At 41.3% G+C, this 13,674-nt stretch carries 15 protein-coding genes and 1 tRNA gene; 1 reads left to right on the top strand and 15 read right to left on the bottom strand.

Annotated elements, in window-relative coordinates:
* Nucleotides 1-7 precede the first annotated feature (7 nt).
* The 3 genes from ftsX to BLO53_RS07680 are packed head-to-tail and all read right to left on the bottom strand — an operon-like array spanning nt 8 to nt 2,758.
* Nucleotides 8-904, bottom strand: a complete 897-nt coding sequence (gene ftsX, locus BLO53_RS07690; RefSeq protein ID WP_026489009.1) for a permease-like cell division protein FtsX — start codon at nt 902-904, stop codon at nt 8-10.
* On the bottom strand, nt 894-1,634 hold the full coding sequence (gene ftsE / locus BLO53_RS07685) for a cell division ATP-binding protein FtsE (RefSeq protein WP_051197022.1): 741 nt from the start codon (nt 1,632-1,634) through the stop codon (nt 894-896). The genes ftsX and ftsE overlap by 11 nt, the downstream gene beginning before the upstream one ends.
* 41 nt (nt 1,635-1,675) lie before the next feature.
* Nucleotides 1,676-2,758 (bottom strand): PucR family transcriptional regulator, encoded by a 1,083-nt coding sequence (locus tag BLO53_RS07680; protein ID WP_026489007.1) that lies wholly within the window; start codon nt 2,756-2,758, stop codon nt 1,676-1,678.
* Between the two features lie 282 nt (nt 2,759-3,040).
* Between BLO53_RS07680 and BLO53_RS07675 the strand changes: the two genes are divergently transcribed.
* Nucleotides 3,041-3,229 carry a YjfB family protein gene (locus tag BLO53_RS07675; RefSeq protein WP_026489006.1) on the top strand — a complete coding sequence of 63 codons (189 nt, stop codon included), beginning with the start codon at nt 3,041-3,043 and terminating at the stop codon, nt 3,227-3,229.
* A gap of 159 nt (nt 3,230-3,388) precedes the next feature.
* Here the strand turns inward: BLO53_RS07675 and BLO53_RS07670 are convergent, their stop codons facing one another.
* The 12 genes from BLO53_RS07670 to BLO53_RS07615 form a co-directional block, all read right to left on the bottom strand.
* A complete protein-coding gene (locus tag BLO53_RS07670; protein WP_092060242.1) occupies nt 3,389-4,303 on the bottom strand; it encodes a CPBP family intramembrane glutamic endopeptidase in 915 nt (304 codons plus the stop codon).
* A gap of 11 nt (nt 4,304-4,314) precedes the next feature.
* Nucleotides 4,315-5,148 (bottom strand): CvfB family protein, encoded by an 834-nt coding sequence (locus BLO53_RS07665; RefSeq protein WP_092060240.1) that lies wholly within the window; start codon nt 5,146-5,148, stop codon nt 4,315-4,317.
* A 54-nt stretch (nt 5,149-5,202) separates the two neighbouring features.
* Nucleotides 5,203-5,928, bottom strand: coding sequence for an acyl-[acyl-carrier-protein] thioesterase (locus BLO53_RS07660; RefSeq protein WP_092060239.1), 726 nt, complete (start codon nt 5,926-5,928; stop codon nt 5,203-5,205).
* Nucleotides 5,929-6,046: 118 nt separating this feature from the next.
* Nucleotides 6,047-6,119 (bottom strand) — tRNA-Gln (locus BLO53_RS07655).
* A gap of 130 nt (nt 6,120-6,249) precedes the next feature.
* Nucleotides 6,250-8,361: a glutamine synthetase III family protein gene (locus BLO53_RS07650; RefSeq protein ID WP_026489003.1), complete on the bottom strand. Its 2,112-nt coding sequence runs from the start codon at nt 8,359-8,361 to the stop codon at nt 6,250-6,252.
* A 97-nt stretch (nt 8,362-8,458) separates the two neighbouring features.
* Nucleotides 8,459-9,724 carry a peptidase U32 family protein gene (locus BLO53_RS07645; protein ID WP_026489002.1) on the bottom strand — a complete coding sequence of 422 codons (1,266 nt, stop codon included), beginning with the start codon at nt 9,722-9,724 and terminating at the stop codon, nt 8,459-8,461.
* A gap of 47 nt (nt 9,725-9,771) precedes the next feature.
* On the bottom strand, nt 9,772-10,413 hold the full coding sequence (locus BLO53_RS07640) for an O-methyltransferase (protein WP_304528431.1): 642 nt from the start codon (nt 10,411-10,413) through the stop codon (nt 9,772-9,774).
* Nucleotides 10,406-10,858, bottom strand: coding sequence for an endolytic transglycosylase MltG (locus tag BLO53_RS07635; RefSeq protein ID WP_092060237.1), 453 nt, complete (start codon nt 10,856-10,858; stop codon nt 10,406-10,408). The genes BLO53_RS07640 and BLO53_RS07635 overlap by 8 nt, the downstream gene beginning before the upstream one ends.
* 30 nt (nt 10,859-10,888) lie before the next feature.
* Complete coding sequence (locus BLO53_RS07630; protein WP_092060235.1) at nt 10,889-12,568, bottom strand: ribonuclease J; 1,680 nt, start codon at nt 12,566-12,568, stop codon at nt 10,889-10,891.
* A gap of 60 nt (nt 12,569-12,628) precedes the next feature.
* Nucleotides 12,629-12,892, bottom strand: coding sequence for a DUF1292 domain-containing protein (locus BLO53_RS07625; RefSeq protein WP_026488999.1), 264 nt, complete (start codon nt 12,890-12,892; stop codon nt 12,629-12,631).
* Nucleotides 12,893-12,894: 2 nt separating this feature from the next.
* Nucleotides 12,895-13,320 carry a Holliday junction resolvase RuvX gene (gene ruvX, locus BLO53_RS07620; RefSeq protein WP_026488998.1) on the bottom strand — a complete coding sequence of 142 codons (426 nt, stop codon included), beginning with the start codon at nt 13,318-13,320 and terminating at the stop codon, nt 12,895-12,897.
* Nucleotides 13,320-13,598 (bottom strand): IreB family regulatory phosphoprotein, encoded by a 279-nt coding sequence (locus BLO53_RS07615; RefSeq protein WP_026488997.1) that lies wholly within the window; start codon nt 13,596-13,598, stop codon nt 13,320-13,322. The genes ruvX and BLO53_RS07615 overlap by 1 nt, the downstream gene beginning before the upstream one ends.
* Between the last annotated feature and the right edge of the window lie 76 nt (nt 13,599-13,674).

Here is a 13,674-nt window from a genome sequence, read left to right as displayed (position 1 = left end):
TTTCTTCTTACACATGTAAGTGTTTTCTTACTGTTGTAAAGCTTCCAAAGAAGCCGATTCCAATGCCTATAGCCAGAGAAATAGGTATAAGCTGTTTGTAGATCACCTCAACCGGTAAAAAGTTAAGCAATGAGCTCAGCATTGTAAACTTAGTAGCTACATAGGTGATTGCTCTTGTATAGACAAAATAAACTATCGTCAAGGGAATCAGAGATCCAATGATTCCAATCAAAATACCCTCAACCACGAATGGTGCTCTTACAAAGAAGTCCGTAGCACCAATATATTTCATAATATTGATCTCATCCTTACGAACTGAGATACCCATTGTAACTGTGTTGCTGATAAGGAAAATAGATACCAGCAGCAGAATGATTATGATACCTGCAGAAACATAAGCAATCAGTTTGTTAATACCACTAAGAGTATTGGCTGTCACCTCTGAACGATTAACTGATCTGACAACTGTTATAGATTCTGCATAAGTAACCAGTGCTGGCTGCATTGAGACATCATTTAAGTAAATCTGAAGGTTTGCTGAATCTGCAAGAGGATTCTCAGTAAATCCATCCGCATACTCGCCAAGATACTCTCCCTTAAAGCTCTCCCAGGCCTCGTCAGCAGAAACATATACGATTTCTCTGACCTCTGCTCTCTTCTCAAGATCACTCTTTACAGCAAGTATCTGGTCCTCTGTAGTACCCTCATTAAAGAACACTGTTACAGAGACTCCCTCTTCTGCAGTTTTTACCACATGCTGAAAGTTTGTGATGATGGCATAGAACATTCCAAAAAGGAAAAGACATGCACTGATAGTTGCTACAGAAGCAAGTGTATACCACTTATTTCTTCCAAGATTTTTAAATCCCTGACCAATGGTATAAAAGAAACTATTAATCCTCATCGATGTACATACCTTCTTCCTCGTCTTCTATGATAACGCCCTTTTTCATGGTGATCACTCGTTTCTTCATGGCATTAACGATTTCTCTGTTATGGGTTACCACAATAACAGTTGTTCCGTTCTCATTGATCTGCTCCATGAGCTTCATGATCTCCCATGAATTGTTAGGATCAAGGTTTCCAGTAGGCTCATCCGCCAAAAGAATTGCCGGCTTGTTGACCAGTGCTCTTGCCAGCGCAACTCTCTGCTGTTCACCACCTGACAACTGGTTTATCTTGTTCTTGTACTTGCCAGCCAGATTAACAGTGGCAAGGATAGAAGGAACATTTCTCTTGATATCTCTTGTAGGTGTCTGTACGATTCTCTGGGCAAAAGCCACATTCTCATAGACATTCCTATCCTTGAGAAGTCTGAAATCCTGGAAAACGATTCCAAGATTTCTCCTAAACTTAGGGATCTTGCTGTGCTTGATCCTCCTAAGGTTATAACCTAGAACTGTGATTTCTCCGTCAGTTGGAACCAGTTCTCTTAAAAGGAGCTTGATCAATGTAGACTTACCTGATCCACTGTCTCCCACTATAAAAACAAATTCACCCCTCTTAATATGAAGGGTGACTCCGTTTAATGCAGGCGCACCCGTAGAATAAGATTTAGTCACGTTCTCAAGCGTGATAACCTCATCCTCCGGTATCTGCCTATTTGTTCTTTTTCTTCTATATCCTCTTTCCATAATATTCTCCCCCGGAGATAGTCTTATTTAAGCAAAAGAGCTTATGTAAACTTCTCCATGTATTTCATGTATCTTACTACCATAAGTGCAATCTTGAAGGTGATCGCATCATCGAAAACTCTAAGATCTAGTCCTGTGCTCTTCTGAAGCTTATCCAGTCTGTATACAAGTGTATTTCTGTGTATAAAGAGCTGTCTGGATGTTTCAGAAACGTTCAGGCTATTCTCAAAGAACTTGTCGATAGTAGTAAGGGTCTCCTGATCAAAATCATCAGGATTCCTACCCCCGAATATTTCCTTGATGAACATTTTGCAAAGAGGTATTGGCAGTTGGTAGATAAGACGTCCAATTCCAAGTTCGCTGTAACAGATAACCTTGCGTTCGTCGAAGAATATCTTTCCGACATCGAGGGCCATCTTAGCTTCCTTGTAGGAACGGCTCACTTCCTTGATCTCACCGACTACTGTACCATAGGCAACTCTGACTCCCGTAAGTCCCTCTTTCTCAAGGGCCATGAGCATTTCATCTGCCACTTTTGAAATCTCGGAAGGCTTGAGCATATCGCTCACGTCCTTGACCACAATAACATTGTCTTCATCAACCTCGGTTACAAAATCATTACCATTTCCAAAATGAGTTCTTGTAATCTCAAGAGCATTATTGTCTCTGCCATTTACTGATTCTATGATCATAGCCACTCTCTTGGCGTCAGTCTGTATATGTAGTTTCTTGGCCCTACTGTAGATATCCACCAAAAGAAGGTTATCAAGCAATAGGTTCTTGATGAAGTTATCCTTATCAAATCTCTCCTTGTAGGCAACTAAAAGACTCTGGATCTGGTAAGCGATCATCTTGCCAAGCATATAGGTATTCTCGCCACTACCAGTGCAGATCAAAATATATTCAAGCTGCTGCTCGTCATATATCTTAAAATACTGATGTCCCTGAATTTCCTGAGAATCTGCTGGAGAATCCACAAAATTTCTTGCAGACATGGACACATTTCCAATATCTGTAGTAGTGGATGCCACCTCCTTGCCATCAATGTCTAGAACACAAAGATCCACGTGAGCTATAGTCTTAAGCCCATCAATGGTATTCTGAAGAATTTGATTCGATATCATTTATCACTCTTTCTGCAGCACATAATATGCTACGATAATAAAAAACTTAAAGACATTTTAATATATTTGTACAAAAAAATCTAGCCAAGGAACAGCATTTTTTGTCTATTTTTCAATTTTCTCCGTCATATTCTACAAAAACATATACTGTTTTTTGTGTGGATAATGACTCTTTTCCCTATTAAGCTTCCAATCTTCTAGCCGATATACTTGATAGGATAAAGTGTATATGTACATGAACCCCTGTAGTTTAGGTACATTGCAGTCGCACAGGAGGTGCTTATGGATATTCCCGCTTTATCAATGGCACTATCTCAGAACAAAGTTCTTAATGATGTTGGTGTGGCCATGTTATCAAAAAGCCTGGATACTATGGAGAGCGCTGGAGAAGCGCTAGTATCCACCATCGATTCGGCTGCAGAGCTTTCTGTAAACCCGAACCTTGGGGCCAATATCGACATTAGGATCTGAGAAAAAAACACCCATAGCCGAAAGGTTATGGGTGTCTTTTTTTATGATATAGCTATATCATAAAAAACGCTCCGCAAAGGATGCGCACTCGCGCGATAGGCAAATGTTGCATAAATGCAACCGCGCTCGGCGCGAGCATGTTGCAAGCAACATGCTTTCTTATAGCAAAGTATATAAATACATGTAGGAAATTGATATTACCATGGCAATGATAAGCGGTAGTGTTATAAGTTCCAGACCAAATCTGCTTCTTCCTGGAATACTTTCCAGAAATTCTATCCTGCCCTCAATAGTAGCGATCAGACGCAAAATAAGTATTGCTCCCACTGTAAATATGGCTGCTGCCACAAAAAGATAGACATAATAAATAGTATCAAGACCTGATGCGCCAATGTAATCCTCAGCCATGGTCGCAGCTTCATCCAGTGCACTGTTATTCGCATACATCATCACAACTTCTATAGTGTTAAAGGTCGCATGAGCCAAAAATGATGCTGTTATCGTACCTGTTGCCTCATACAAAAGAGCCAGCATGATTCCCATTACAGCTCCATAAGCAAACTGATTGAAGTTCATGTGCATCATACCAAACAAAACAGATGAAAGAAGAATTGAACCAACTATTCTTCCTGTTCTCTGGTATGACTGCAAAATAACTCCTCTAAATACAATCTCCTCAACCAAAGGCCCCAGAATGCCGATAGAAAGAATCATCACCCACATCGGCATCTTTAAAACGTCCCCGCTTATAGCCGATACAGTATTTTCCACAAATATCATGGACACTGCATTTACAAAGGTCACCATCGGAAATAGCATTATCACATAAAGGATCACAAGTAGCACTGTCTTAATCCTGATCTTATGAAAAGGTATCATGACAGAAAGCTTCTCACCACTGTAAAACACCGCTGCCAGTGCAGGGATAAGTACAACTCCTTCACTTAAGATGTTATTAGCCAGAATTGATACTGTAGGTCCTCCATTGGCATACCAAAGCGACATTGCAAGCACTAGTCCAAGTGTAGACAATATCATATACAAATACGTTCTGTTAGCTCTCCTGTAATCCATCAGAATTCTCCTTAAACCAGATCAATAGAATCCTTGCCAATAGTGATCTTTCCTTCTTTGAGAAGGCGGCCAACTGCACGCTTAAACTCATTTTTGCTCATCTGAGTCTTTTCTCTGATAAGATCAGGAGATGCCTTATCTGTAAATGGAAGTCTTCCACCACAGTCTTTTATCATATCAAGAAGCTTTTGAGCATCTGTATCCATCTGAAGATATGCTTTTTCCCTTATGCTGAGGTTCAGGCGCCCATCTTCCTTGACAGAAGTAATCCTGGCATTAACACTGTCACCAATCTTCACATTGCCAAAAAGCTCTTTTTTAGGGATAAGTCCTGAATAAATATCATCAACAGCCACAAAGGCGCCAAAATTATCGCTCATCTCATAAACTGTACCTATAACCTTGTCATCCTTGGCATAGGGGCTGTTTGTCTTAAGATATGGATATACATTCATTGTAACCGCAAGTCTGCTGCTCTTATCAATGTAAAGAGCACATAAAACCTCTTCGCCGGCCTTAACCTTTTTAGTCTGCTCTCTAAATGGTAAAAGAACATCCTTTTCAAGTCCCCAGTCCATAAAAGCACCAATTCTACTGGTTTCCTTAACCTTGAGCATTCTTACATCACCCAGCATTATCTTCGGCTCATTAGTAGTCGCGATCAGTCTGTCATCAGAATCCTTATAAATAAATACCTCTACTACTGATCCAACCTCTGTTCCTGATGGAACCTGTTTAGCAGGAAGAAGAACCTTCTCCTCCGCTCCGGCCTGTTCTGACAGGTATACGCCAAAATCCACCTTTTTAACTACTGTTAGTTTCTGTTTTTCTCCAAGTTTGATCATAATGTCTTCCGTCCTTTCTTTGTACATGCTATGCACATGCTAAACAACTACATCTTAATCCATTTTTAACTGAACAGTACATACTCCAAGTCCTTCTGAATCCTGGAGACTTACTGTATAAACCTTATTATCCCCTATATTGCTGCTGATAACAACAGGGTACAAAACATCACCCAATAGGGCCTGTTTCTTGTACTCAGCCCTCATAGATATCACTTTTTGCTCCTGCTGTCCGAGGCTGTCTATGGCCATTCTGATATACTGACCATTATTGACATGATTGTTAGTATCAAGGTGATTCTTCCTGACTACAATCTCTTCAGCCTTGTAGCTAACTCCCTCCGGAATAGTAATCTTCCTATCCTCATATACCATATCGAGCTTGTCCTCTAATGGATAGGCCTCTACTATCTCTTTAGTAACTCTTGTAGGAACTCCTTTTTTGAAATCAAACAAGGTCCATACAGAATTAGCTACAGCCAGCATCTCTCCATCCTTGGTCTTCATAAAGAAATTACGTAGTCCCAAAGGTCCCTTTAACATATATGGGATTGTGCCTATTGTCACCTCTTCACAGAGCCTTGGCAAGCGCCCGATCTCTATCTGCCAGGAATTTAAAACCCATGCTATGCCCTGCTTTCTCAGGTATTCCATGGTTGCTGGTCCATCCTGAGTTTGAAATGTCGAGCAATCCTGAAAATAGTCAATAAGTGCTTCCAGCGTCAAAATGGCATTACTATCCGTTTCGCTGTACCTGATACGTGAGTCAAAGCTGTACATAATTCCTCCCCAAGAGTCAACAAACAAATGAAGCAGTTATAGGTCTACTCAAAAAATATGAAGCAAAAATAATATAGAAAAAACGGGACTGTTGTGACCAACAATCCCGTTTGAATAGCTGGGCTAGTAGGATTCGAACCTACGTAATGACGGAGTCAGAGTCCGTTGCCTTACCGCTTGGCGATAGCCCATCGACAAGTGTTAATTATACGCATGTAAAAAATAAAATGCAAGCACTTTTTTTAAAATTTTATAAAAATCGTTAATTCGATTATAAATATGCCGCTATCCGTATTTTAAAACACAGATAGCGGCGCTTCATTAACCTTCAAATAATAGATCGGCGTAGGTTGGAAATGGCCAATCCTTCTTATCTAACAAAAGCTCGAGCTTATCAGCAGGTTCTCTTAAATCATCCATTACTGGGCGAACCTTATCCTTATAGAAAAATGCTCTCTTTCTCTGATCTTCTATAACTGATGCCTTGCCCTCAAGAGTTTTAAGCTTATCAAGAGCCTCCTTCATCTTGCCAAGATGCATCTGGATTTCCTTGAGTTCATCTATTTCAACTGATGCGCTAACACCAGCCGCTGTTATAGCATTGATATCTGCTGCAAGTCTTCCTGCATACTTCATTACTGCAGGAATGATCTGCTTGGAAGCCATATCAATCATAGTAAGAGCCTCGATATTGATAGTCTTGGCATAGTTCTCAAAAATGATCTCTCTTCTGGACTCAAGCTCAGTCTTGGTATATACACCAAAATCCTCAAAAAGCTTAATTGCCTTTTTAGTAATAAGTGTGTCTGCTGCCTCGATTGTAGACTTGATATTAGGAAGTCCTCTTCTCTCAGCCTCTTTGATCCACTCATTTGAGTATCCATCACCATTGAAGATGATTCTCTGATGATCTGTCAGATACTCCTTGATAAGATCATGAACAGCTTCGTCGAAATTCTTGGCCTTTTCAAGCTTATCTGCTGCCTCGCAGAAAGCCTCAGCAACGATTGTATTAAGTGTCGTATTTGAGCTGGCCATTGAATCTGATGATCCAACCATTCTGAACTCAAATTTATTACCAGTAAATGCAAACGGTGAAGTACGGTTTCTATCTGTCGCGTCCTTCTCAAACTGTGGAAGTGTAGATACACCAGTCTTGAGCTTACCGCCTCTCTTGCTGGACTTGGCAACACCAGTCTCAATAAGCTGTCTTACAACATCCTCAAGCTGTTCTCCAAGGAATACAGAAATAACTGCAGGCGGAGCCTCGTTGGCACCAAGTCTGTGATCGTTACCAACATCAGCAGCACTCTGCCTTAAAAGGTCTGCATGTGTGTCTACTGCCTTCAAAATGCAGGCAAGAACAAAAAGGAACTGAACATTCTTGTTAGGCGTATCGCCTGGATCAAGAAGATTAACACCATCATCTGTGCAAAGTGACCAGTTATCATGCTTACCAGAACCATTTACACCTGCAAATGGCTTCTCGTGAAGAAGGCATCTCATGTGGTGATGCTCAGCAACACGCTTCATTGTCTCCATAATGATCTGATTGTGATCTACTGCAATGTTGGCAGTCTCATAGACTGGTGCAAGCTCATGCTGGCCAGGAGCAACCTCGTTGTGCTGAGTCTTATCAGGAACTCCGAGTTTCCAGAGTTCAACATTGAGATCCTTCATGAATTCGCCAACTCTTTCACGGATAACACCAAAATAGTGATCCTCCATCTCCTGTCCCTTAGGAGGCTGAGCACCAAACAATGTTCTTCCAGTGAAAATAAGGTCTTCTCGTTTCATGGACTTATCCCAATCCACAAGGAAGTATTCCTGCTCAGGTCCAACTGAAACATTGACCTTAGTAGCAGTTGTGTTACCAAAAAGTCTTACAATCCTCAGAGCCTGCTTATTAACAGCCTCCATGGAACGAAGAAGTGGAGTCTTCTTATCAAGAGCGTCTCCTGTGTATGAACAAAACGCTGTTGGAATGCAAAGTGTAACACCTGCGCCAGATTCCTTCAAAAATGCAGGTGAAGTGATATCCCAGGTTGTATATCCTCTTGCCTCGAATGTGGCACGAAGACCTCCTGAAGGGAATGATGAAGCATCAGGCTCGCCCTTAATGAGCTCTTTTCCTGAAAAAGAAGTAAGCATACGGCCATCTTTGTCAGCTGAACCAACAAAAGAATCATGTTTCTCAGCAGTAATACCTGTAAGTGGCTGGAACCAGTGTGTATAGTGAGTAGCACCATTTTCTACTGCCCACTCCTTCATAGCATTTGCCACAACATCTGCAGATTCCTTGGAAAGCTCTCCGCCATGCTCAGTTACATTTACAACTTCCTTGTAAACATTCTTGGGTAATCTCTCTCTCATCTTGGCAAGAGTAAAGACATTCTGCCCAAAAATCTCTTCAACATTTACCTTGTTCCCCATGTGATTTCACATTCCTTTCGCTACAAGACCTTGATCTTATAATTCAATTTTTCCGTTACATATTACAACACATTGTGCAAAACGCAAAGCACTTTTTTCAGGCACCGCAATCTGGAAGATTAGTCTCAACTTCCGGCGAGCTAGATTTCACCCTCAGAATATCGTATTTCTCAGGCCTTTCTGAAAGGTCTACAAAAAGTGTCTGCTTGGAATGTGGACATGATTCTACAGGTGTTCCATCTTCCGCATACATTCCCTTAACGGTAACCTTTATATCCGTTCCGTCAGGCTTCATGATTTCAATTTCATCACCCACAGAGAACTTATTTCTCTGCTCAAACTTAGCATAACCTCTGTTATCTATTTCCCCTACAATTCCTAGGTAGATATACTCATTAACATAAGTATTATTGTCATAAATCTGTGCCTCATCGCTAGGCTTGCCAAAATAGAATCCCGTAGTAAACTGGCGATATGTACACTTTGATATCTGATCAAGGTACCATGGCATATTCTGTCTGTACTTATCCTCAGATTCAAAGAAATCATCTATAGCTTTTCTATAAGTTCTGGCAACAGTAGCTACATAAAGAGCAGTCTTCATACGGCCCTCGATCTTGCAGCTGTCAATCCTTGCATCTACCATCTCTGGAATATGCTCTATCATGCATAGATCCTTGGAGTTAAAGATATAAGTTCCTCTCTCATTTTCATAGACAGGAAGATATTCTCCAGGTCTCTTTTCCTCAACAACAGAATACTTCCATCTGCAAGGGTGTGTGCATGCTCCTTTATTGGCATCTCTTCCTGTGAAATAATTAGACAAAAGACATCTTCCTGAATAGGAAATGCACATAGCTCCGTGAATGAAGCATTCCATCTCAAGATCTTCAGGAATCTTTTCCGTGATCTCTTTTATCTCGCGAAGTGAAAGTTCTCTTGCAGCCACTACTCTCTTGGCTCCTAGATCATGCCAGAAATTATATGTCTCATAGTTAGTATTGTTAGCCTGTGTCGATACGTGAATATCTATCTCAGGGCAGATCCTTCTAGCCTTCATAAAGATTCCGGGGTCAGCTATTATAAGAGCATCAGGCTTTAGCTCTTTTAACTCATGAAGATATTTCTCAACTCCGTCAAGATCGTAGTTATGAGCGAGGATATTAACTGTTACGTGAACCTTTACTCCATGGGCATGTGCAAATTCTATGCCCTCCTTCATTTCCTCAGGGCTGAAGTTCTTGGCCTTGGCACGCAGTCCAAAAGCATCTCCGCCAATATAAACTGCGTCTGCTCCAAAAATAACAGCTGTTTTTAGTACCTCCAGGCTACTTGCTGGAATCAGTAATTCAGGTTTTTTCATTGATTTCTCCACATTTCTAAGCTAAAACAAAAATCGTTACATCATGCTTATAACCGCACAGATAAGGTCATGCCATCTCCCACAGTCAGAATAACCGTATTCAGGGCATCATTATGTTTGAGTTCATAAAGATACTCCCTCATTCTGGCATGTATTGTCCTGTCTCTCCTGGTTACCGCAAATCTGGACTCTATAACATCTCCATCCTGAAGAACATTATCAGATACCAGTAGTCCCCCTTTATTCAGGATTCTAAGGCAATCAGGCAGGAAATTGATGTACTGCCCCTTTGCCGCATCCATAAAAATAAAATCATACCCCGGGGATAGCGTTTTAAGTATTTCTGTCGCATCACCTTCTAAGAGTGTGATTTTATTATTTGTGTCATACTGTATGAAATTCTCTTTAGCTATAGGAATTCTCTTCTCAAACTTCTCTATAGTCGTGATCCTGGTGTCAGAGTCACTGTACTCTGCCATTAGTAGGGCAGAAAAGCCAATAGCACAGCCGACCTCCAAAATGTTTTTAGGTCTACTCTGTGCCATTAAGAACTTAAGTAGAGCCTGAGTATCCTTGCGGATGATAGGGACATCATCCGCCTTGGCCCTCTTCTCCAATTCATCAAGATAAGGAGCATTTCCCCTATCCAGAGAATTTATAAATGCCGTCATTCTATCCTGCTCAACCACCGCTTGATTCCTCGCCTGCCACGTTAGTTTCAGGAGCCGTCTCTGTAGAAGCTGCTTCTGAACCAGACTCAGCTGCCTCAATAGATCCTGCAGCCATGATCTGTAACATTTCTTCCGGTGTCATGGCTGTACTAAGTTCATAGGTACCAGGAGTCTCAAGTCCATGATAATCTGAGAACCTCTCCTGTAATTTAAATAATGTCTTGTCAGTTATAAGTCCCACTTCAGCCAGCTTATCAGCAATATCGCTTGTAGAATCGCCACTTTTTATAGTGACTGAAACCGTTCTGCCAGTTCCTGAAGAAACAGGGACCTGATTAAAAATATGGTAACCATAGTCATAAGCCACTTTGGAATACTTACTGATGAGCATAATAACTAAGATCACGAAGACTACCTTGACTGCAGTATCAAGAAAGCCTAATGCAAATTTTCTAGCACTCATGCATCTCTCCCAACCAAGTTCATGACATCATCAATAATTTGTATCCATGATGATTGGCATGATCATAGGTCTTCTCTTTGTCTTCTTCCAGATATAATCACTCAGGACATCCTTAACAATGCTCTTAAGCTTGCCCCAATCTGTGATTCCCTTATCTAGAGCCTCTGTTACCTCATCGAGCACAAGATCAGTTGCATCATCTATCAGCTTGTCTGACTCTCTTACGTATACAAAGCCTCTTGAAACAATACTTGGTCCTGAAACCAGTTGTCCATTGGCCTGATCCAGTCCAAATACAACTATTACAATACCATCTTCTGCAAGATGTTGTCTATCTCTTAGAACTACGTTACCAACGTCTCCTACTCCAAGTCCGTCAACCAGAATAGCTCCAACAGGGACTTTACCCTTGACCTTGGCACTCTCATCATCAAGCTCTAAAACCTCTCCTGAATGGAGGATAAAGATATTCTCTTTATCAATACCAAGGCTTCTTGCGATATTAGCCTGAGCTTGCAGATGCCTGTACTCACCGTGAACAGGAATTGAATATTTAGGCTTAACCAGTGTATAGATAAGCTTGATATCTTCCTGACAGGCATGTCCTGATACGTGAACATCCTGGAATATTACATCCGCGCCCTTCATCTGAAGTTCATTGATTATGTTGGTAACAGCCTTCTCATTACCAGGTATTGGATGGGAGGAAAAGATAACAGTATCTCCCGCACCAATTGAGAGCTTTCTGTGCTGTCCGTTGGCCATTCTGCTAAGAGCAGCCATACTCTCTCCCTGGCTTCCTGTAGTAATAATAACTGTCTTGTTCTCAGGGTAATCCTTGAGATGATCGATATCTATAAGCGTATTCTCAGGAATCTGGATGCACTCCAGTTTCTGAGCTATATCAATAATGCTGACCATGCTGCGGCCTTCTACCACAACCTTACGCCCGCACTTATGAGCTATATTGATGATCTGCTGAACTCTATCTACATTAGAAGCAAAGGTAGCTACTATAATCCTGTTGTTAGCATGCTCCTCAAACAGAAAGCCCAAAGCTCTTCCTACAGTTTTCTCAGAAGCTGTAAATCCTGGTCTCTCTGCATTTGTAGAATCGCACATTAGAGCCAGAACTCCTTTTTTACCAATTTCTGCAAATCTCTGAAGATCTATTGGATCTCCATAAACAGGTGTATAGTCAACCTTAAAGTCTCCAGTGTGAACCACAGTTCCTGCTGGCGAATAGATAGCAAGAGCAGCAGCATCAACAATAGAGTGGTTTGTTCTTATAAATTCAACTCTAAACTGACCAAGGTTAATAGACTGGCCAAACTTGACCACCTTTCTCCTTGTCTTTTTAAGAAGATTATGCTCCTCAAGTTTGTGCTCAATAATACCCATTGTCAGCCTTGTAGCATAAACAGGGACATTAAGCTCGTGAAGTACATAAGGAAGCGCACCGATGTGGTCCTCATGTCCGTGGGTTATTACAAACCCCTTTACCTTATCTATGTTTTCCTGTAAATAAGTAATGTCAGGAATAACAAGGTCGATTCCAAGCATGTCATCATCTGGGAATGACAAACCGCAATCCACCACAATAATACTGTCTTCATACCTGAAGGCAGTGATGTTCATTCCAATCTGCTCAAGGCCTCCCAAAGGGATGATCTGCAGCTTGGACGCATTTGCAATTTTCTTTTTGTTCAAATTATTTCCTCCATAAGTAATTGGCGGAGATGTAGAATAGGATATTAACCAAAGTCCCCGTTAAATATCCAGATCTATATCATCCTCGGCAAGGAGCTTGCGAAATACACCTGCAACTGCCTCCAGTTCCAGGTCATCCTCGACGATCGCATAAAGCGCCTGCTCATCTTTAATATCGGAGTCATCGCGCAAAATAAGCGCCTCTCCGTCACCATCTTCTTCATCTGTGACAAGAAGGTAAGTCTTGGCACCAATAACAGTCTGTTCCAAACAATAGAATTCTACTGGTTCGCCTCCATCTGGGCTAAATATGATCTTTTCCAAATTCAACTCCGTTCTCTGTTATCCAAATAGTCCTGCAGAATGATCTGCGCCGCTATCATATCAACGTACTCTTTTCGATCTCGACCCTTGATCCCTGCTTCATCCATGATCTCATCAGCCTCAACTGTTGTAAGGCGTTCATCCCACATGATCACTGGGATTCCTGTTCGTCTCTCAATCTTATCCTTGAATTCAAGGCACAACTGTGAGCGCTCAGAGGGAGTCTGATCCATATTAAGAGGTAGTCCCAACACAATCTTCTCCACCCCATATTCCTGAATAAGCTCCTCAATGCGCGCTAAAGTTCTGCGTAGTTTATTTTCTTCTTTCCTACGGATTATCTCACGACCCTGAGCTGTTAACAGAAGTTCATCACTGATAGCAACTCCCACAGTCTTGGAGCCGTAGTCTAGTCCCATTATCCTCATTACTTGTGCTGTGCCCAATCGTTACTTTTAATATATTCTGTGAGCATCTCTTCAACAAGCTCATCGCGCTCAACCTTCATGATAAGGCTTCTGGCCCCCTGATGGCTTGTAATGTAAGTAGGATCACCTGACATAATATAACCAACAATCTGATTAACAGGGTTATAGCCCTTCTCCAAAAGAGCATCATAAACCACAGAAAGAACCTTCTTAACACCAGTCTCTGGTTCTACTTCTACCTTAAAATACTGGGTATTTCCTAAATCCTGATCTGCCATATTCTTTCTCCAATCTTTTATTATTTAGAGCGTGTCGCTACCGACACCCTCACTTATTCTTTTGCGTATACTTAGA

Source organism: Butyrivibrio sp. INlla14, from assembly GCF_900102515.1.
Classification (GTDB): domain Bacteria; phylum Bacillota; class Clostridia; order Lachnospirales; family Lachnospiraceae; genus Butyrivibrio.
Note: the sequence above shows the minus strand (reverse complement) of the source record. Positions and strands in the feature narration are given on the sequence as shown.

Excerpts from the sequence above, each read along its gene's own strand:
- ftsX (WP_026489009.1), bottom strand. The coding sequence starts at position 904 with ATGAGGATTAATAGTTTCTTTTATACCATTGGTCAGGGATTTAAAAAT.
- ftsE (WP_051197022.1), bottom strand. The coding sequence starts at position 1,634 with ATGGAAAGAGGATATAGAAGAAAAAGAACAAATAGGCAGATACCGGAG.
- BLO53_RS07680 (WP_026489007.1), bottom strand. The coding sequence starts at position 2,758 with ATGATATCGAATCAAATTCTTCAGAATACCATTGATGGGCTTAAGACT.
- BLO53_RS07675 (WP_026489006.1), top strand. The coding sequence starts at position 3,041 with ATGGATATTCCCGCTTTATCAATGGCACTATCTCAGAACAAAGTTCTT.
- BLO53_RS07670 (WP_092060242.1), bottom strand. The coding sequence starts at position 4,303 with ATGGATTACAGGAGAGCTAACAGAACGTATTTGTATATGATATTGTCT.
- BLO53_RS07665 (WP_092060240.1), bottom strand. The coding sequence starts at position 5,148 with ATGATCAAACTTGGAGAAAAACAGAAACTAACAGTAGTTAAAAAGGTG.
- BLO53_RS07660 (WP_092060239.1), bottom strand. The coding sequence starts at position 5,928 with ATGTACAGCTTTGACTCACGTATCAGGTACAGCGAAACGGATAGTAAT.
- BLO53_RS07650 (WP_026489003.1), bottom strand. The coding sequence starts at position 8,361 with ATGGGGAACAAGGTAAATGTTGAAGAGATTTTTGGGCAGAATGTCTTT.
- BLO53_RS07645 (WP_026489002.1), bottom strand. The coding sequence starts at position 9,724 with ATGAAAAAACCTGAATTACTGATTCCAGCAAGTAGCCTGGAGGTACTA.
- BLO53_RS07635 (WP_092060237.1), bottom strand. The coding sequence starts at position 10,858 with ATGAGTGCTAGAAAATTTGCATTAGGCTTTCTTGATACTGCAGTCAAG.
- ruvX (WP_026488998.1), bottom strand. The coding sequence starts at position 13,320 with ATGAGGATAATGGGACTAGACTACGGCTCCAAGACTGTGGGAGTTGCT.
- BLO53_RS07615 (WP_026488997.1), bottom strand. The coding sequence starts at position 13,598 with ATGGCAGATCAGGATTTAGGAAATACCCAGTATTTTAAGGTAGAAGTA.